Annotated in this window: 13 protein-coding genes and 1 tRNA gene; 12 read left to right on the top strand and 2 right to left on the bottom strand. The window is 72.6% G+C overall.

Annotated features, from left to right (window positions below):
* Window positions 1-465: 465 nt before the first annotated feature.
* The 8 genes from eno to IF23_RS0110405 all read left to right on the top strand — a co-directional run bounded on the left by eno (window position 466) and on the right by IF23_RS0110405 (window position 10,309).
* Window positions 466-1,746, top strand: a complete 1,281-nt coding sequence (eno, locus tag IF23_RS0110370; RefSeq protein ID WP_030282167.1) for a phosphopyruvate hydratase — start codon at window positions 466-468, stop codon at window positions 1,744-1,746.
* Between the two features lie 174 nt (window positions 1,747-1,920).
* On the top strand, window positions 1,921-2,376 hold the full coding sequence (locus IF23_RS0110375; protein ID WP_030282168.1) for an FtsB family cell division protein: 456 nt from the start codon (window positions 1,921-1,923) through the stop codon (window positions 2,374-2,376).
* A 79-nt stretch (window positions 2,377-2,455) separates the two neighbouring features.
* Window positions 2,456-3,004 carry a DUF501 domain-containing protein gene (locus tag IF23_RS0110380; RefSeq protein ID WP_030282170.1) on the top strand — a complete coding sequence of 183 codons (549 nt, stop codon included), beginning with the start codon at window positions 2,456-2,458 and terminating at the stop codon, window positions 3,002-3,004.
* On the top strand, window positions 3,001-3,966 hold the full coding sequence (locus tag IF23_RS0110385; RefSeq protein ID WP_030282173.1) for a Ppx/GppA phosphatase family protein: 966 nt from the start codon (window positions 3,001-3,003) through the stop codon (window positions 3,964-3,966). The genes IF23_RS0110380 and IF23_RS0110385 overlap by 4 nt, the downstream gene beginning before the upstream one ends.
* A 509-nt stretch (window positions 3,967-4,475) precedes the next feature.
* On the top strand, window positions 4,476-6,068 hold the full coding sequence (locus tag IF23_RS32530; protein WP_078653896.1) for an SPFH domain-containing protein: 1,593 nt from the start codon (window positions 4,476-4,478) through the stop codon (window positions 6,066-6,068).
* Between the two features lie 29 nt (window positions 6,069-6,097).
* Window positions 6,098-7,009, top strand: a complete 912-nt coding sequence (locus tag IF23_RS31965) for a C40 family peptidase (protein WP_051739463.1) — start codon at window positions 6,098-6,100, stop codon at window positions 7,007-7,009.
* Between the two features lie 407 nt (window positions 7,010-7,416).
* A complete protein-coding gene (locus tag IF23_RS0110400) occupies window positions 7,417-8,799 on the top strand; it encodes an NAD(P)/FAD-dependent oxidoreductase (RefSeq protein WP_030282179.1) in 1,383 nt (460 codons plus the stop codon).
* 199 nt (window positions 8,800-8,998) lie between these two features.
* Complete coding sequence (locus tag IF23_RS0110405; protein WP_030282180.1) at window positions 8,999-10,309, top strand: SAM-dependent methyltransferase; 1,311 nt, start codon at window positions 8,999-9,001, stop codon at window positions 10,307-10,309.
* A 65-nt stretch (window positions 10,310-10,374) separates the two neighbouring features.
* Here IF23_RS0110405 and IF23_RS0110410 read toward each other — a convergent pair whose 3' ends face one another.
* Window positions 10,375-12,900 carry an ABC transporter permease gene (locus IF23_RS0110410; protein WP_030282182.1) on the bottom strand — a complete coding sequence of 842 codons (2,526 nt, stop codon included), beginning with the start codon at window positions 12,898-12,900 and terminating at the stop codon, window positions 10,375-10,377.
* Between the two features lie 47 nt (window positions 12,901-12,947).
* On the bottom strand, window positions 12,948-13,790 hold the full coding sequence (locus IF23_RS0110415) for an ABC transporter ATP-binding protein (RefSeq protein ID WP_425423824.1): 843 nt from the start codon (window positions 13,788-13,790) through the stop codon (window positions 12,948-12,950).
* A 441-nt stretch (window positions 13,791-14,231) separates the two neighbouring features.
* On the opposite strand from IF23_RS0110415, the gene IF23_RS0110420 reads away from it, so the two are divergent.
* The 4 genes from IF23_RS0110420 to IF23_RS0110435 all read left to right on the top strand — a co-directional run bounded on the left by IF23_RS0110420 (window position 14,232) and on the right by IF23_RS0110435 (window position 17,563).
* Window positions 14,232-14,313 (top strand) — tRNA-Leu (locus IF23_RS0110420).
* A gap of 655 nt (window positions 14,314-14,968) precedes the next feature.
* A complete protein-coding gene (locus tag IF23_RS0110425) occupies window positions 14,969-16,060 on the top strand; it encodes a baeRF2 domain-containing protein (protein WP_030282185.1) in 1,092 nt (363 codons plus the stop codon).
* Between the two features lie 184 nt (window positions 16,061-16,244).
* The gene (locus tag IF23_RS0110430; RefSeq protein ID WP_030282187.1) at window positions 16,245-17,072 is read left to right on the top strand and encodes a Bax inhibitor-1/YccA family protein; all 828 of its coding nucleotides are present in this window, start codon (window positions 16,245-16,247) and stop codon (window positions 17,070-17,072) included.
* Window positions 17,073-17,242: 170 nt separating this feature from the next.
* On the top strand, window positions 17,243-17,563 hold the full coding sequence (locus tag IF23_RS0110435; protein ID WP_030282189.1) for a hypothetical protein: 321 nt from the start codon (window positions 17,243-17,245) through the stop codon (window positions 17,561-17,563).
* The last annotated feature ends 38 nt before the right edge of the window (window positions 17,564-17,601 follow it).

Consider the following 17,601-nt stretch of genomic DNA (forward strand, 5'->3'; position numbering starts at 1 on the left):
GGGGCCCCACGGCCCCGCACCCCGGGCACCCGGCCCCTCCCGGCCACCGCGCCCGTGCGTACGGCGGTACGCACGGCACACCGGACCGGGAGGCGGCACCGGCCGCCCGGACCCCACGGGCCACGGCCCCCGGCACCGCCCGGGAGCCCCCGCTCACCCGCGGACCTCCCCCCCCACGGGATACCCCGCCCGGCGCGCACGTCCCCGGGGCGGCACCGGCTCCCCGCCGGTGCCGCCCTCCGCGCGCCGAGGCGGGGTTTCGCCGTTCCGTACCCTGGTCCCGGACACAGCGTCGTGCCCGCCCCACATCAGCTGCTTTTCCGTTCCGCGGCCTTCGTTGTCGAATGTCAGGAACCTGGCGTCCGAGGCACCTTTCGTCCCGTACTGCGGGCCGCGAGGTAGCGGAGGGCCCGGGGGCCGTTAGGCTCGTGCCGCAGAACTCCAGACACCCATGAAGGAGACAACGTGCCGTCCATCGACGTCGTCGTAGCCCGCGAAATTCTCGACTCGCGAGGTAATCCCACGGTCGAGGTCGAGGTCGGCCTCGACGACGGCTCCACCGGCCGGGCCGCCGTCCCGTCCGGTGCCTCCACCGGAGCCTTCGAGGCCGTCGAGCTGCGCGACGGGGACCCCAACCGCTACCAGGGCAAGGGCGTCGAGAAGGCCGTTCTCGCCGTCATCGAGCAGATCGGCCCGGAGCTGGTCGGCTACGACGCCACCGAGCAGCGCCTCATCGACCAGGCCATGTTCGACCTGGACGCCACCGACAACAAGGGCTCGCTGGGCGCCAACGCCATCCTCGGCGTCTCCCTCGCCGTCGCGCACGCCGCCTCCGAGGCCAGCGACCTGCCGCTCTTCCGCTACCTCGGCGGCCCGAACGCGCACGTCCTGCCCGTCCCGATGATGAACATCCTGAACGGTGGGTCGCACGCCGACTCCAACGTCGACATCCAGGAGTTCATGATCGCCCCGATCGGCGCGGAGTCCTTCTCCGAGGCGCTGCGCTGGGGCGCCGAGGTCTACCACACCCTCAAGAAGGTCCTGAAGAACAAGGGCCTGGCCACCGGTCTCGGCGACGAGGGCGGCTTCGCCCCCAACCTCGGCTCCAACCGCGAGGCCCTCGACCTCATCCTGGAGGCCATCCGCGAGGCCGGTTACGCCCCCGGCCAGGACATCGCGCTCGCCCTGGATGTCGCCGCCTCCGAGTTCTACAAGGACGGCAAGTACCAGTTCGAGGGCGAGGAGCGCTCCGCCGCCGAGATGACGGAGTACTACGAGGAGCTGGTCGGGGCCTACCCGCTCGTCTCCATCGAGGACCCGCTGTTCGAGGACGACTGGGCCGGCTGGAAGGTCATCACCGACAAGCTCGGCACCAAGGTCCAGCTCGTCGGCGACGACCTCTTCGTCACCAACCCCGAGCGCCTGGCCCGCGGCATCGAGGAGGGCTCCGCCAACGCCCTCCTGGTGAAGGTCAACCAGATCGGTTCGCTCACCGAGACCCTGGACGCCGTCGAGCTGGCCCAGCGCAACGGCTTCAAGTGCATGATGTCGCACCGCTCCGGCGAGACCGAGGACGTCACCATCGCCGACCTGGCCGTCGCCACCAACTGCGGCCAGATCAAGACCGGCGCCCCGGCCCGCTCCGAGCGCGTCGCCAAGTACAACCAGCTGCTGCGCATCGAGGAGATCCTGGACGACGCGGCGGTCTACGCCGGTCGTTCCGCGTTCCCGCGCTTCAAGGGCTGACCCCGGCGCGGTGCGTCCCGCTCCGCCCGACCGTGGGCGGGCCGCCACCGCACCGGCCTGCGTTCGTCCCCGGCGACGGTCCCGTACCGTTGCCGGGGACGGCTGCGCTTCCGACCGGCTCCGCCCGGCGGGGGCGCGCGCACTCCATGACGGTCGGCCAACAGGGGAGGCGACGTGTCCGCGGACCGGTTCTCGACCGCGACCCGGCTCAAGGCGCTCGGCGAACAGGCGGCGGCCCGCGTCCAGCGCGTCCGGCGCCCGCGCCGCAACCGCCTCACCGGCCGGGCCGCCCTGCTGGCCCTCGTCATGTGCTCCCTCGTCGTGGCCCTGGCCTACCCGATACGGCAGTACGTCTCGCAGCGCTCCGACATCGCCGACCAGCGCCGCAAGGCCCAGGAGGCGGCCCGGACCCTGGACCGGCTGCGCGACGAGAAGTCCCGCTGGCGCGACCCGGCCTACGTCGAGCAGCAGGCCCGGCTGCATCTGCACTTCGTCCGCCCCGGCGAGACGGGTTATATCGTCCAGGACGGCTCGCGCGCCGACGACGGCGCCGCGCGCGAGGGCGCCTCGGCGGCCTCCAGCCCCTGGTACGAGAACCTCTGGGCCGACGTCGACACGGCCGACCGGTGACCCGCCGCACCCCGGCCGCGGCCACCGGCCCGCGGCCGTGAGCACCGAAGACCCATCGAAGATCCCACCGAAAGCGCACATGGACACGCCTCCGCCCCAGACCGAGCCCACCGAGCCCACCGCCGCGGACATCGCCGCCTTCAAGGAGCAGCTGGGCCGCCCGCCGCGCGGCCTGCGGGCCATCGCCCACCGCTGCCCCTGCGGTCAGCCCGACGTCGTCGAGACGGCCCCGCGCCTGGAGGACGGCACGCCGTTCCCGACGCTGTACTACCTGACCTGCCCGCGCGCGGCCTCCGCCATCGGCACGCTGGAGGCCAACGGCGTGATGAAGGAGATGACCGAGCGGCTGGCCACCGACCCCGAGCTGGCCGCCGCCTACCGCGCCGCCCACGAGGACTACATCCGCCGCCGCGACGCCATCGAGGTCCTCCAGGGCTTCCCCAGCGCCGGTGGGATGCCGGACCGCGTCAAGTGCCTGCACGTCCTCGTCGGCCACTCCCTCGCGGCCGGTCCCGGCGTCAACCCGCTCGGCGACGAGGCGATCGCGATGCTGCCCGAGTGGTGGCGCAAGGGCCCGTGCGTGAGCCCGTGCGACGAGAGCGCCGCCGCCGAAGGAGACGCCGAATGACCCGGGTCGCCGCCGTCGACTGCGGTACCAACTCCATCCGCCTGCTGGTCGCCGACGTCGATCCGGCCACCGGTGAGCTGATCGAGCTGGACCGCCGGATGCAGATCGTCCGCCTCGGCCAGGGCGTCGACCGCACCGGCCGCCTCGCCCCCGAGGCGCTGGAGCGGACCTTCGCCGCCTGCCGCGAGTACGCCGCCGTCATCGAGGAGCTGGGCGCCGAGCACACCCGCTTCGTGGCGACCTCCGCCTCCCGCGACGCGGAGAACCGCGACGACTTCGTCCGCGGGGTGGTGGCGATCCTCGGCGTCGAGCCCGAGGTCATCACCGGCGACCAGGAGGCGGAGTTCTCCTTCACCGGCGCCACCCGCGAGCTGACCGGCCGCCCCGACCTCGCCCGCCCGTACCTCGTCGTGGACATCGGCGGTGGCTCCACCGAGTTCGTCCTCGGCGACACGACCGTCCGGGCCGCCCGCTCCGTCGACATGGGCTGCGTGCGGATGACCGAGCGGCACTTGGTGCACGACGGCGGGATCAGCGACCCGCCGGCCCCCGACCGGATCGCCGCGATCAAGGCGGATGTGGCCGCCGCCCTCGACGAGGCGGAGGCCGCCGTGCCGCTCCGCGAGGCCGCCACCCTCGTGGGGCTCGCCGGTTCGGTCACCACCGTCGCCGCCATCGCCCTCGGCCTCGACCACTACGACTCCGAGGCCGTCCACCACGCGCGTATCTCCCGCGCCCGCGTCGCGGAGATCACCGACCGGCTGGTCACCTCCACCCACTCCGAACGCGCCGCGGTCCCGGTCATCCACCCGGGGCGCGTCGACGTCATCGCCGCCGGAGCCCTCGTCCTGCTGGAGATCATGGACCGGACGGGCGCCGAGGAGGTCGTCGTCAGCGAGCACGACATCCTGGACGGCATCGCCTTCAAGGCAGCGGAGGACGCCGGGAAGAGCGCCCCGTAGCACCGGCCCGGACCGGGTGTGCCGCACACCCGCCGCACACCCCGCGGAACGCCACACGCAGTGCCCCCACCCTTCCCGGTGGGGGCACTGCTGCGTACCGGGGGCGGGCGGCGCGGGACGCGCGCGGAGGGTAACGCCCACGGCGCGCCGGGAGCCGCCGCCACGCCGGGGCGTTCGGCAGCCGCGTACGGCGAGGGGGGCCCGGCGACTGCCTACCGCATGACCGCACATGATTTCTTGGGTCGAAAGTCCCTTCATTTCGGGACTTTCGGCTGCTGGTGTGCCCGGTTCGCTCTGTAAAGATCTTGTTGGTGGCCTCTGGTCATCTTTTGGTCAGTTAAAAGGCGACATCTAAAGGCAGTTGAGAGGACGGGCGGTCGTGGAGGCAATCGGGAGCCGAGCGCCCCGGAAGGGCACGGACGGTCCGCCGTCCGGGACCGTCCGGCCCGGTTGCGCACGGTTATCCCCTCCACGGCCTCGCCGCGGTTCCTGCGACGACGGAGCGGACGATGGCATCGATACCCGACGATGAGCAGCACGAGGGTGATTCGGCGCCCGTACCCGCCAAGCCGAAGCGGCCGTACAACGCATGGCGCGGTGACGGTATCCCGATGGACAAGCTCTTCCGCGAGGGAGCGGCGGAGGAGACGGCGGACGGCGCGGCGGCGGAGCGGCACGGCCCGCGGGCGGAGGCGGACACCGCGGAACAGCCGCTGGTGCTGGTGCCGTTGCTGGACGTGGACACCGGACTGCCCTTCCGGGACGAGTTCGAGGACGCGCTCCCGGCCCGCGGCACGGCGACCCGGTCGGTCGGCAAGGCGACGCGGGCGGGCGGTACGGCGACCCGGTCGGCCGCCCCGGCGGCCGCGGACGCCGCGGTGGCGGGCATCGCCGCCGCCAACGGACTGCTGGACACGGCGGAGCGGACCGGCCGCGACGCGCCCGGGCCCCCGGACGGCGGCCGGGCCGAGGAGGAGCCGCCGCCGCGCACCGGACGTACGGGCGCCGAGAGGGACGCCGGGAAGCGTGCCGGGAAGGGCGCCGGACAGGACGCCGGGAAGGGCCCCGCGGAGCGGGCGCGGCGGGAGCCGTCGCGGTCCGCGGCCCAGGACACCGGGGAGCCCGCGGCCCGGGGCGGCGACACCCGGACGCCGGTGCGCCGCTCCCCGTCGGCGGACCCCGCCCTGACCGAGCGGCGCGGCCCCGCGCTCCCCGGCTGGCTCGCCCTCGCCGTCGGCCTACTGGCGCTCGTGGGCGTCGTGGCCCTGCTCTGGTGGCGCGGTGTGCTGCCCGAATCGGCGGTCCGCGCCACGGGCCTGCCGGTCACCGGCCCGGGGCGGCTGCGCGGCCGGGAGGGGCTGCTGATCGCCGCCGCGGCCGTGGTGGCGCTGCTCGCCTTCGGCGGGCTGACCCGCGGGCGGGTCGGCAGCGCCCTGGTGCTGAGCCTGTTCGGCCGCTACCGGGGCACCGTCCGGCGCGCCGGACTGCTGTGGATCAGCCCGATGCTGCTGCGCCGCCGGGTGGACGTCCGGCTGCGGCACTGGCGCAGCGAGCCGATGCCCGCCGTGGACGCGGACGGTGCGCAGCTACGTGCCGTGGTGATGGTCGTCTGGCGGGTCAAGGACACCGCGCGGGCGCTGCTCGCCGTCGAGGACCACGCCGAGTACCTGCGCGAACAGGTGGAGGCCGCGATGGCGCGGGTCCTGTCGCAGGCCCCGGCCGACGCCTTCCAGGAGGAGGGCCGCCCCGGCCCGACCGCCCCCTCCACCCTGCGGGACGCGGAGGCGGTGGGCGACGCGCTGACCCGGATGCTGGCCGCCGACTGCCGACCGGTCGGGATCGAGGTCTTCTCCGCGCAGCCCACCCGGATCGAGTACGCGCCCGAGGTGGCGGGCGCCATGCAGCGCCGCCAGATCGCGGCGATCGACGCCCGGCACCGCGACACCGTGCTGACCTCGGTCGTCGACGCGGTGGACGACACCGTCCGCAGGCTGACCGCACGGGGACTCGTCGAACTCGACGACTACGAACGGAAGGCCCTGGTCAAGGACTTGACCGTGGCCTTCTACACGGCGCGCGGCAGCGCGGCGTCCGAAAGCTGAGCCGGCGCTCAGGGAAAGGCAGGTCACATATGCGGACACCGGAATTCACCGAGGAGGCCCCGACCGACTGCCCGTGCGACTTCTGCACGGGGGGCCGGGTCGCCGACGCGTCCGGCGGCCACCGGCCGCGGTGCACCGTGCGCGGTGCCGTCGTCGCGGCGGTGGGCGCGGCGGTGCTGGTCGGCACGGGCGCGGGCCCGGCGAGCGCGGAACCGGCGCCGAGCCACGCGGGCTGGGACGGTACGAAGTACTGGTTCAAGAACGCCGCCGGTGAGTGGCGCTGGACCAGCTACAGGGCGAAGTACGAGCGCTACACCGGCAAGAGCGGCGGCAGCACCGCCCGCCCCGCCCGCCCCGCCCCGTCCACCGGGCACAACAGCTCACCCACCTTCCGTGGCCGGGCCGGATGGGACGCCGTCGACCGGGTGTACTGGTACCGCAGCAGCGGGCACTGGTGGTGGACCAGCCACCGGAACATCTACGAGGCCCGGACCGGTAGCTCCGGCTCCGTCCCCAAGGGCTCCGGCAGCACCGGCGGCTCCGGCTCCGGCTCCGGCGGCAAGGGCACCCCCTCGCGGCACGGCACCGAGGCCGCCATCGGGTGGGCGATGAGCCAGCTCGGCAAGCCGTACGCCTGGGGCGGCAACGGGCCGTACTCCTACGACTGCTCCGGCCTGGTCCAGCAGGCGTACCGGCGGGCCGGGATCTCGCTGCCGCGGGTCGCCGACTACCAGTACCGCGCCGGGAAGTCGATCGCCCGCTCCCAGCTGCGCCGCGGCGACCTCGTCTTCTGGTCGTCCAGCGGCTCGTCCTACGGGATCCACCACGTGGCGATCTACCTCGGCAACGGCCAGTACCTGGAGGCGCCGCGACCGGGGAAGAACGTCCGCGTCTCCTCCTTCTCCTCCTACAACCCCAACATGTACGCCCGCGTCGGCTAGGGGATTTCGCGGGGTTCGGGCCGCCGCCGGGCCCGGGGGCGACGCCGCTCCCGGGCCCGGCGGGCGGTCCCGGGGAAGAAAGTTCGTGAAATCCTTCACATGAAAAAGGTGCCGGATGGACGAAGAAACCGGGCTTCCGACCCTCATTCGAAGGTCCTAGGTCCCTTGTGAGCGGGGAAAGTGCGGCTCCGGACGTGCTAAGGGCGACCCGTCCCGGCCGGTGGTCCAGCGGTCGGCGCGCCCGCAACGCCTGATCAACGGGGGTATCAACGCCTCGCGTGGCCCGGTGGTTCCCCATCGGTGCTATGGCGTCGGTCACGGGGGCGGCGGAGTGTAGCAGATGCCCCTACGAACCTTGTGAAGGGGCTCACGAGCAGCCCCCCAGGGGGAGGTGGATACTCGATTGCATGAGCACCACGGAGCGTCCCAGGATCCTCGTTGTAGGCGGTGGGTACGTAGGTTTGTACGCGGCGCGTCGCATCCTCAAGAAGATGCGGTACGGCGAGGCGACCGTCACGGTCGTCGACCCGCGCTCGTACATGACGTACCAGCCCTTCCTCCCTGAAGCTGCGGCCGGCAGCATCTCCCCGCGCCACGTCGTGGTTCCGCTGCGGCGTGTGCTGCCCAAGGCGGAGGTTCTCACCGGCCGGGTGACCACCATCGACCAGGACCGCAAGGTCGCCACCGTCGCGCCGCTGGTCGGCGAGGCGTACGAGCTGCCCTTCGACTACCTGGTCATCGCGATGGGTGCGGTCTCCCGTACCTTCCCGATCCCGGGCCTTGCCGAGAACGGCATCGGCATGAAGGGCGTCGAGGAGGCCATCGGCCTGCGCAACCACGTGCTGGAGCAGCTGGACAAGGCCGACTCCACCACCGACGAGGAGGTCCGCCGCAAGGCGTTGACCTTCGTCTTCATCGGCGGCGGCTTCGCCGGTGCGGAGACCGTCGGCGAGGTCGAGGACATGGCCCGCGACGCCGCGAAGTACTACAACAACGTCAAGCGCGAAGACATGCGCTTCCTGGTCGTCGACGTCGCCGACAAGATCCTCCCCGAGGTCGGCCCGAAGCTCGGTGCCTACGGCAAGGCGCATCTTGAGGGCCGTGGCGTCGAGGTCTACCTCAAGACGGGCATGGACTCCTGCGTCGACGGTCACGTCGTGCTCAACAACGGCCTCGAGGTCGACTCGGACACCATCGTGTGGACCGCGGGTGTCAAGCCGAACCCGGCGCTCTCCCGCTTCGGTCTGCCGCTGGGCCCGCGCGGTCACGTCGACACCGCCGCCACCCTCCAGGTGCAGGGCACCGACTACATCTGGGCCGCGGGCGACAACGCCCAGGTGCCGGACATGGTCGGCCGCAAGGCCGGTAACGAGAACGCCTGGTGCCCGCCGAACGCGCAGCACGCGCTGCGGCAGGCGAAGGTCCTCGGCGACAACGTGGTCTCCGGTATGCGGGGCTTCCCGCAGAAGGAGTACAGCCACGCCAACAAGGGCGCGGTTGCGGGTCTGGGCCTGCACAAGGGCGTCGCGATGATCGTCGTCGGCAAGGCGAAGATCAAGTTCAAGGGCCGTCTCGCCTGGTACATGCACCGCGCGTACCACGGCATGGCGATGCCGACGTTCAACCGTAAGATCCGGGTCTTCGCCGACTGGACGCTCGCGATGTTCCTCAAGCGTGAGGTCGTCTCGCTCAGCGCCATGCAGAACCCCCGCGAGGAGTTCTACGAGGCCGCCAAGCCGGCGCCGAAGCCCGCCGCCGAGGCCGACAAGCCGAAGGCCAAGGCTTCTTGATCTCCAGGTCGGCATAGTCCGGCCGGCCCGAAGGGCGTCCGCCATCCGTGGGGCGGGCGCCCTTCGGCATGTCCGCCGTCGGAGCCGTGACGCGCTTTACCGTCCCCTTACGCGGGAACGGGACTATCCGGGCGCCTGCACGGCGTTTACGTGGTCGGTGAAAGTGTTTCGCCGACTCGTCAAGACGGAGGTGTGCGACATGGCCGACGCCGCTGGACGGCTCACCAGGCTCGCCGAGGAGGTGCTGGGGGCGAAGCTCCCGGTCCGTATCCGCGCGTGGGACCGCAGCGAGTTCGGCCCTCCGGGCGCCCCGGTCCTCGTCTTCCGCAACCGACGGGCCCTGCGCCGCCTGCTCTTCAAACCCGGCGAACTGGGCCTGGCCCGCGCCTGGGTCGCCGGAGACCTCGACATCGAGGGCGATCTCTACGAGGCGCTGGATCTGCTGGCCGGTCTCATCTGGGAGCGCGGCACCGCCGCCCCCGCACCGCAGCGCGCGCCCGTGCTGCGGGCCCTGGCGCGGCCCGAGATCCGCGCGGCGGCCAAGGAGCTGCTGTCCCTCGCGGCCGTACCGCTGCCGCCGTCCCCGCCCGCCGAGGAGGCCCGCACCCGCCGCGGTCCGCTCCACACGCTGCTGCGCGACAAGGAAGCCATCAGCCACCACTACGACGTCGGCAACGACTTCTACGCGCTGGTGCTGGGCCCGTCGATGGTCTACTCGTGCGCCTACTGGGCGGGCCCCGACGCGACGCTGGAGGAGGCGCAGCGCGACAAGCTCGACCTGATCTGCCGCAAGCTCGGCCTCACCGAGGGGCAGCGCCTCCTCGACGTGGGCTGCGGCTGGGGCTCGATGGTGCTGCACGCCGCCCGCGAGTACGGCGTCCGGGCCGTCGGCATCACCCTCTCCGAGGAGCAGGCCACGTACGCCCGTAAGCGGGTCGCGGAGGCGGGGCTGGCCGACCGGGTGGAGATCCGGGTGCAGGACTACCGCGAGATCCATGACGAGCCGTTCGACGCGATCTCCTCGATCGGGATGGCCGAGCACGTCGGGCGGGCCCGCTACGCCGAGTACGCGAACGCGCTGTACGCCCTGCTCAAGCCCGGCGGGCGGCTGCTCAACCACCAGATCGCCCGGCGCCCGCTGACCGACGAGGACACCTACCACGTCGACGAGTTCATCGACCGGTACGTCTTCCCGGACGGTGAGCTGTCGCCCGTCGGCCGGACCGCGGGGGCGCTGGAGGACGCCGGGTTCGAGGTGCGGGACGTGGAGGTGCTGCGGGAGCACTACGCGCTGACGCTGCGGCGGTGGGTCGCCAACCTGGAGGCCCGCTGGAAGGAGGCGGTGCGGCTGACGACGCCGGGCCGGGCCCGGGTGTGGCGGCTCTACATGGCCGCCTCCGCGCTCTCCTTCGAGCGCAACCGCATAGGGGTCAACCAGGTGCTCGCCGTGCGGACGCCGGAGTCCGGGGCGTCGGGGCTGCCGCTGCGCCCGCGCGTCTGGCAGGGCTGAGCCACCGGACGGCAGGAGGGCCCCGGACCGCGTACGGTCCGGGGCCCTCCTGGGTGTGCGGGCGGTTACTCCGCCTTGAGGGCGGTGAGCATGTTCAGCTTCGCCGCGCGGCGGGCCGGCCACAGGGCGGCGACCACGCCGACCAGGGCGGCCAGGGCGAGGAAGAGACCCATCCGGCCCCAGGGCAGCACCAGTTCGTAGGTGGTGAGCGTGGCGGAGATCAGTTCACCGGCGGCCCAGCCGAAGAAGACGCCGAGACCGATGCCGAGGACGCCGCCGAAGAGCGAGATCACCAGGGACTCCAGACGGACCATCCGCCGGACGCCGGTGCGGTCCAGACCGATGGCGCGGAGCATGCCGATCTCCTGGGAGCGCTCGAAGACCGACATGGCCAGGGTGTTGACGACGCCGAGGACGGCGACGATCACGGCCATGGCGAGCAGTGCGTAGAGCATGTTCAGCAGCAGGTTGACCGACTGGGAGATGCCGTCGGAGACGTCCTTCTTGTCCTCGACGGTGAGGGCGGGGTTCTTGCCCAGCGCGTCGATCAGCTTCTGCTTGGTGGCGTCGGTGGCGCCGTCCTTGGTCTTGACCATGACCTTGAGGTCGGTGGCGTTCTTCTGGTGGCCGCCCAGGACGCCGTTGTCGACGACGATCTGCTGGATCATCTCGTTGCCGCGGTAGACGCCGGAGACGGTGAGCGTCTCCTTCCGGCCGTCCTCGAACGTCACCGGGACGCGGGAGCCGACCTTCCAGCCCTTCTCCTTCGCGGTGTCCTCGTCGGCGACGATGCCGCGGTCGGCGAGGTCGCCGAGGGAGCCGGAGGTGAAGTCGAGGCGGGTCAGCTTGGCGAAGTCCTTGCCGTTGACGCCGGTCAGATAGGCGGTGTGGCCGCCGATCTCGGCCTCGGAGCTGCGCATCGGGCTGAGGGCGGTGACCTCGTCGAGGCTGCCGAGCTTCTGCGCCACCTCGGGGGAGAGCGGCGTCAGACCGGCCATGGAGACGATGTAGTCGGCCTTGAGGGAGTCGACGGCCATCTTGTCGATGCCCTTCTGGACGCTGTTCCCGATCACCGTCAGACCGGTGATCAGGGTCAGGCCGACCATCAGGGCGGAGGCGGTGGCGGCGGTGCGGCGCGGGTTGCGGACCGCGTTCTGCCGGGCGAGCTTGCCGGAGATGCCGAACGCGCGGAGCAGCGGGGCGGCCAGGCCGATGAGCGGGCGGGAGAGCAGCGGCGTCAGGACGAAGACGCCGATCAGCAGCAGCACCGCGCCCAGGCCCAGGACGGCCTTGCCGTCGCTCATGCCGGTGGCGGCCAGGACGGCGGCGATACCGGCGGCGGCGAGGAGCGCGCCGAGGGCGTTGCGGACGACCAGGGACTTGGTGGTGGCCGTGGCGTGCACGCTGTTCATCGCGGCGACCGGCGGGATCTTCGCGGCGCGGCGGCCCGGCAGCCAGGCGGCGAGGACGGTCACGCCGATGCCGACCACCAGCGAGGTGACGACGGTGGAGACGTCGACGACGAGCGGGCCGTCGGGGACGATCGCGCCGCTGCCGTTCATCAGGGCGCGCATCGCGGCGCCGATGCCGATACCGGCGGCCAGACCGGTGACGGCGGCTGCCGCGCCGACGACGAACGCCTCGATCAGCACCGAGCGGGTGACCTGGCGGCGGCTGGCGCCGACCGCGCGCAGCAGCGCCAGTTCCTTGGTGCGCTGGGCGACCAGCATGGTGAAGGTGTTGGCGATCAGGAAGATGCCGACGAAGAGCGCGATACCGGCGAAGCCCAGCAGCGCGGTCTGCATGCTCTGCATGCTCTCGGCGATCTGGTCGGCCTCGTCGTCGGCGAGCTGCTTGCCGGTGGTGGCCTCGGCGCCCTTGGCGGGCAGCACCTTGCGGATCTGCGACTCCAGGGCGCTCTGCGAGGTGCCCGGGGCGGCCTTGACGTGGATCTCGTTGTACTTGCCGGGGGCGAGCAGCTGCTTCTGGGCGGTCGCGTTGTCGAACAGCGCGAGGCTGCCACCGGCCGAGACGGCGCCGTCGGTGGTGGTGAAGACGCCGGTCAGCCGGGGCTCGTGGACCGTTCCGTCGAAGGAGATCCGGACGGTGTCGCCGACCTTGTACCCGGCCTCGTCGGCGGTACGGGCGTCCAGGGCGATCTGGTCGGCGCCGTGCGGGGCGGTGCCGTCGCGCAGCGGGTAGCGGGCGTCCTTGCCGTCGGCGCCGGGGTAGTAGTTGCCGCCGCGGGTGGCGAAGCCGGTGCCGATCAGCTTGCCGTGGCGGTCGGCGATGGCGGTGAAGCCGGTGACGGTGCCGGTGGCCGAGGCGGCGCCGGGCACGTGGGCCGCCTTGTCGAGCAGCTTCTGGTCGAGGGCGGGGCGGGCGCCGGGCCCGGCGCCGTCGCCGGTGGGCCGGACGGCCACGTCGACGTCGGCGTAGCCCGCCTGGGAGCTGGCGCGCAGCCCGCCGGAGATGGTGGAGGTGAAGACCAGGGTGCCGGAGACGAAGGCGACGCCGAGCATGACGGCGAGGACGGTCATCAGCAGCCGGGCCTTGTGCGCGAGGACGTTGCGCAGGGCGGTACGGAGCATGGGTCAGTAGTCCTGGGGGAGAGGTCCGAAGTGCGGGCGGCGGGGCGTCAGTTGGTACGGCCCTTGGCGTCGAAGCCCTTCATGCGTTCCAGGACCAGATCGGCGGTGGGGTGGGGCATGTCGTCGACGATGCGGCCGTCGGCGAGGAAGACGACGCGGTCGGCGTAGGAGGCGGCGACCGGGTCGTGGGTGACCATGACGACGGTCTGGCCGAGTTCGCGGACGGAGTTGCGCAGGAAGCCGAGGACCTCGGCGCCGGAGCGGGAGTCGAGGTTGCCGGTCGGCTCGTCCGCGAAGATGATCTCGGGCCGGGAGGCGAGGGCGCGGGCGACGGCGACGCGCTGCTGCTGGCCGCCGGAGAGCTGGCCGGGGCGGTGCTTGAGACGACCGCCGAGGCCGACGGTCGTCACGACGCGGTCCAGCCAGGCGCGGTCGGGCTTACGGCCCGCGATGTCCATCGGGAGGGTGATGTTCTCCAGCGCCGTCAGGGTCGGGAGCAGGTTGAACGCCTGGAAGATGAAGCCGATCTTGTCGCGGCGCAGCTGGGTGAGCTTCTTGTCCTTCAGCCCGGTCAGCTCGGTGTCCCCGATCCGGGCGCTGCCGCCGGAGATTGTGTCCAGCCCCGCCATGCAGTGCATCAGCGTCGACTTGCCGGAGCCCGAGGGGCCCATGATCGCGGTGAACTGCGCCTGGTGGAACGTGACGGAGACGGCGTCGAGGGCGACCACCCGGGTCTCACCCTCTCCGTAGACCTTGCTGAGGTCCGTCGCGCGGGCGGCCGCCGCGGTGGTGCGCGGGGCGGTGGGGGCGCCGGTGGGGATGGTGGTCACGGAAGCGTGCTCCTCGTCGAAACGGTGCGGCGGGACGGCCGCGGCTGGGGACCTTTCCATCGTCGGCGTGCGGAGCCCCCCGGAACGTCAGCCCCGACGCCCGTCCTGGACCCGACCTGGGGCGTATCGGGCACCACGGCCGTCATCCCTGGGGATGAGGGGCGCCCCTGAGACGGCCGGGCGCGCGGGGGGCGGGAGGGGCGCGGGGCGGTCCGGGGGCCGGGTGTCCGGCCCGGTGGGATTCCTGCCGGAGTGTCGGCCGAGCACATATCGGGGCGGGTTGGCGAGGCGGTACGGCGACTTTCCGTCATTTCGGGGCCCGAACGTGTTTCAGGACGTTACGCCGGAGGTGCGCCACAGGCATGTGACAACAGCCCGCGGTGGTGGCTGACGCACCCTCAGTTGCCAATAAAATAAGACAACCTCGGGATGAGCGGCCGGGGGTCAGGTGGCCTGCGGGCTACGCTCGTGCTGCCTCTGTGGGGGCATGGGGGAGTCCACGCCCGGATGGTGGAATGCAGACACGGCGAGCTTAAACCTCGCTGGCCTTCGGGCCGTGCCGGTTCAAGTCCGGCTCCGGGCACTTCCGGCAATCGGCCGCCCGTTCCGAAGGGTTTTCCCGGACCTTGCGCCGTGCCGCGCATACCCTGACACATCCCGTTCACACTCCGCCCCGGCGGAGCCTGTCCGCGCCCGCCCGCCGCCGCGTTCTCCCTGCCCGGACGCCCGCCGCCCGGCCGGACCGCCGGGCGCGCCGCACCGCCCACCCGGACGGACCGGCACCGCTTCCGGAGAAATGCGGCGGACGATTGCGGGGCGGCTCCCTTCCTTCCCGCGGCCCATTCCGTGACCGTACGAATCCGTAGGGTCACGCGGTGGTGTGCGGGCTTTGTGGCGGCGCCGCGAGCCGGTGCCGGATAACGGGCCGGAGGCCGTGTGCGGGTGATTTCCCGGAGGCGTTCCGCGGTATTTCGTATTCGCTCGTTCCGGGGAATTCGCCGTCCCGCCGACCGGATTTCGTCCGCCCGTGGAGAAGCGCGGCGCGCCTCCGGGCGGACGGGTCCGGCGGCGCCGTCGCTCCGGGCGGCGGCGGGGTGCGCGGTGCCCCGAATTCCGGGCGGGCGGCCCATCCGGGGTGCGGTCCGTGCGCCGGTCGCCGGGGTCCCGGAAGTCGCGCCTGCTCTGCGTATGGTGAGCTTTTGTCGGATTTGAGCGTATTGAGGATGGTGGCTTACGGCATGGAACTCTCCTTCCTGCGTCCCCTCTACACGGAGGGAGCCCCGGTCGCCTCGGTGTACCTCGACACCACACGCGCGGTCCCGGACGCGGACGAGCGGATCGCCACCCGCTGGCGGACCGCACGCCGCACGCTGGCCGAACAGGGCGCGGACGACGCGACGCTCGAAGCGCTGGACGCCACCGTCGGCGGCGTGCCCGACCTGTCCGGACCCCAGGGCGAGGCGCTGTTCGCCGCCGACGGGCGACTCCTCGGCGCCTTCACCCTGACCGAGCCGCCCGCCGCCGACCGGGCGCTCTGGACGCCGGTGCCCGACCCGCTGCTGCTCGCCTTCGACCGCGACCACCAGGTGCCGCACGTGCTCGTCGCGGTCGACCGGGAGGGCGCCGACGTCGAGGGGTACCCGGCCGCCGCCCACGAACCGGCCTTCCGGCGGACCTTCAACGGCAGCACCCTGCACATCACCCGCGTCCGCGCCGGTGCCGAGGCGCAGGCGTCGTTCCACCGGCGCACCGTCAACGTCTGGTCCGAGAACACCGAGCAGGCGGCGCAGGACGTCCGCGACGCCGTCGACGCGGTGGACGCCGAGGTCATCCTGGTCGCCGGGGACCCGAAGGCGTTCGGACTGCTGCGGGATCACCTCGGGCCGCTGGCGGAGCGGTTGGTGAAGGTGGGCGGTGGCCGCACCGACGCGCAGGCCCGGGCGGCGCTGCGGGAGGCGGCCGACACCGCGCTCCACGAGATTTCGGCCGAGTCCCACCGGGACGCCTTGCGGCAACTGGAGAGCGCACTCGACGGCGATCAGGCCCTCCAGGGCATCCCGGCGGTGAAGGAGGCGCTCGCCGAGGGCCGGGTGGACACCCTCTACATGGCGCCGCCCACGGCCACCCAGGACGTCCCGCTCTTCACCTCGGAGCGCAACCCCCGCGCCCTGGCCACCGATCGGGCGGCCCTCGGCGACGACCCGACGGTGTTCGAGGCGCCCGCGCCGCTCCTGCTGCTGCGCGCCGCGGTCCTCGGCGACGCGTCCTTCAGCGAGATCCAGCCGCCGACCCGGTGCACCGACGGCGTCGCCGCCCTGCTGCGCTACTGATCCGCGCCACGCCCGGACCCGTCGCCGGGTCCGGGCACGATCGCGGACGGCCGTTCGTACTCTTCGTGGTGTAGGCGCGCCCCTGACGGAGGGGGAGAAATCGTGCTCAGGAAGTAGCCCCGCGTCTTTGCCAAGCCATTACTCTTGTGGCGAGGTCGCGCAGGGCGGCCATGGAGGAGTGAGGATGAGGAGCAGCAACCCGGTCTTCTCGCGACGGGGGTTCAGCCGCGACACCGGCTACGCGGGCTTCAACGCGCCGCCGCAGGCCGGGGGCGTCGGAGCCGATCCGTACGCCGGGGCCAACCCGTACGCGCAGACCGCCACCCAGGCACCGCAGTACACGCCGCAGACCCGCCCGATGACGATGGACGACGTCGTCGTCCGCACGGCGTTCACCCTCGGCACGGTCATCGTCGGCGCCGTCGTCGGCTGGCTGTACCTGTCGGACAAGATCGGCTTCGCGATCGGTGCCGGTATCGCCGCGATGGTGCTGGGCTTCATCCAGTCCTTCAAGCGGAAGCCGTCGCCGGCGCTGATCCTGGGGTACGCGGCGCTGGAGGGGCTCTTCCTCGGCGCGCTCAGCGGCAACCTCAACGACCTGCCGAAGATGAACGGCGCGCCGATGCAGGCGGTGCTGGGCACGATGGCGGTCTTCGTCGCGATGCTCATCGCCTACAAGACGCGGATCGTGCGGGTCACCGCCCGCTTCACCCGCTTCCTGATGATCGCGACGCTGGGCTTCGTACTGCTGTCGCTGGTCAACGTCCTGTTCATGGCGTTCGGCGGCGGTGACGGCCTCGGCTTCCGCAGCGGCGGTCTCGGCATCGTCTTCGGTCTGGTCGGTGTCGTCCTCGGCGCGCTGTTCCTGGCGCTGGACTTCAAGCAGGTCGAGGACGGCATCGCCTACGGCGCCCCGCGGGAGGAGTCCTGGCTGGCCGCGTTCGGCCTGACCACCACGCTGGTGTGGATCTACATGGAGATGCTGCGGCTGATCTCGATCCTGCGCGATTGACGGGACGGCGGGCCGAGGCGGCGTCACCCCGCCGCCCGGCACCGCACCGTCACGGAGCCCCGCGGGCAGTCGCCCGCGGGGCTCCGGCGTGCCCGGGGACCGCCCGCCCGCCGCCGGACCGCCCCCGGCGGCCGTGCGCGCCGCCGTGCGCCGTCGCATAGGCTCGCGCCGTGCCTGACGTAACGCCATTGGTCCACGCCGTGGACTCCTTCGCCGACCGCCTCCGCTCGATGCCGCAGAGCATCCTGCGCCGCGGCGCGGCGGCCGACGCGCTCGCCCTGGCGCGGGAGCTGACCGCCCGCGCCCAGCGCCTGGAACGCCCGGACCGGGAGCCGTACGCACTGCCCGACGCGGGGCTGTTCGCCGTCGGCGACCAGCTCGCCGTCGCCGGGCACGACCTCGTCGAGGCCCTGCGGAACGCGGAAACGGCCTCCGCCGGGGATGTGGCGGAGGCCGTGGCGCGGGTCGGGGAGACGGCGCGGCGCTGGTGAGCCGGGGCGGCGGCCCGTGGGGCGCGCCGCCGACGGCC

It is taken from the genome of Streptomyces catenulae, assembly GCF_000718015.1.
Taxonomy (GTDB): Bacteria; Actinomycetota; Actinomycetes; order Streptomycetales; family Streptomycetaceae; genus Streptomyces; species Streptomyces catenulae.

What these genes read in the sequence shown, in the direction of transcription:
- IF23_RS0110380 (WP_030282170.1), top strand. Translation starts at nt 2,456, where the DNA reads ATGGACACGCCTCCGCCCCAGACCGAGCCCACCGAGCCCACCGCCGCG.
- IF23_RS0110385 (WP_030282173.1), top strand. Translation starts at nt 3,001, where the DNA reads ATGACCCGGGTCGCCGCCGTCGACTGCGGTACCAACTCCATCCGCCTG.
- IF23_RS32530 (WP_078653896.1), top strand. Translation starts at nt 4,476, where the DNA reads ATGGCATCGATACCCGACGATGAGCAGCACGAGGGTGATTCGGCGCCC.
- IF23_RS31965 (WP_051739463.1), top strand. Translation starts at nt 6,098, where the DNA reads ATGCGGACACCGGAATTCACCGAGGAGGCCCCGACCGACTGCCCGTGC.
- IF23_RS0110400 (WP_030282179.1), top strand. Translation starts at nt 7,417, where the DNA reads ATGAGCACCACGGAGCGTCCCAGGATCCTCGTTGTAGGCGGTGGGTAC.
- IF23_RS0110405 (WP_030282180.1), top strand. Translation starts at nt 8,999, where the DNA reads ATGGCCGACGCCGCTGGACGGCTCACCAGGCTCGCCGAGGAGGTGCTG.
- IF23_RS0110410 (WP_030282182.1), bottom strand. Translation starts at nt 12,900, where the DNA reads ATGCTCCGTACCGCCCTGCGCAACGTCCTCGCGCACAAGGCCCGGCTG.
- IF23_RS0110415 (WP_425423824.1), bottom strand. Translation starts at nt 13,790, where the DNA reads ATGGAAAGGTCCCCAGCCGCGGCCGTCCCGCCGCACCGTTTCGACGAG.
- IF23_RS0110425 (WP_030282185.1), top strand. Translation starts at nt 14,969, where the DNA reads ATGGAACTCTCCTTCCTGCGTCCCCTCTACACGGAGGGAGCCCCGGTC.
- IF23_RS0110430 (WP_030282187.1), top strand. Translation starts at nt 16,245, where the DNA reads ATGAGGAGCAGCAACCCGGTCTTCTCGCGACGGGGGTTCAGCCGCGAC.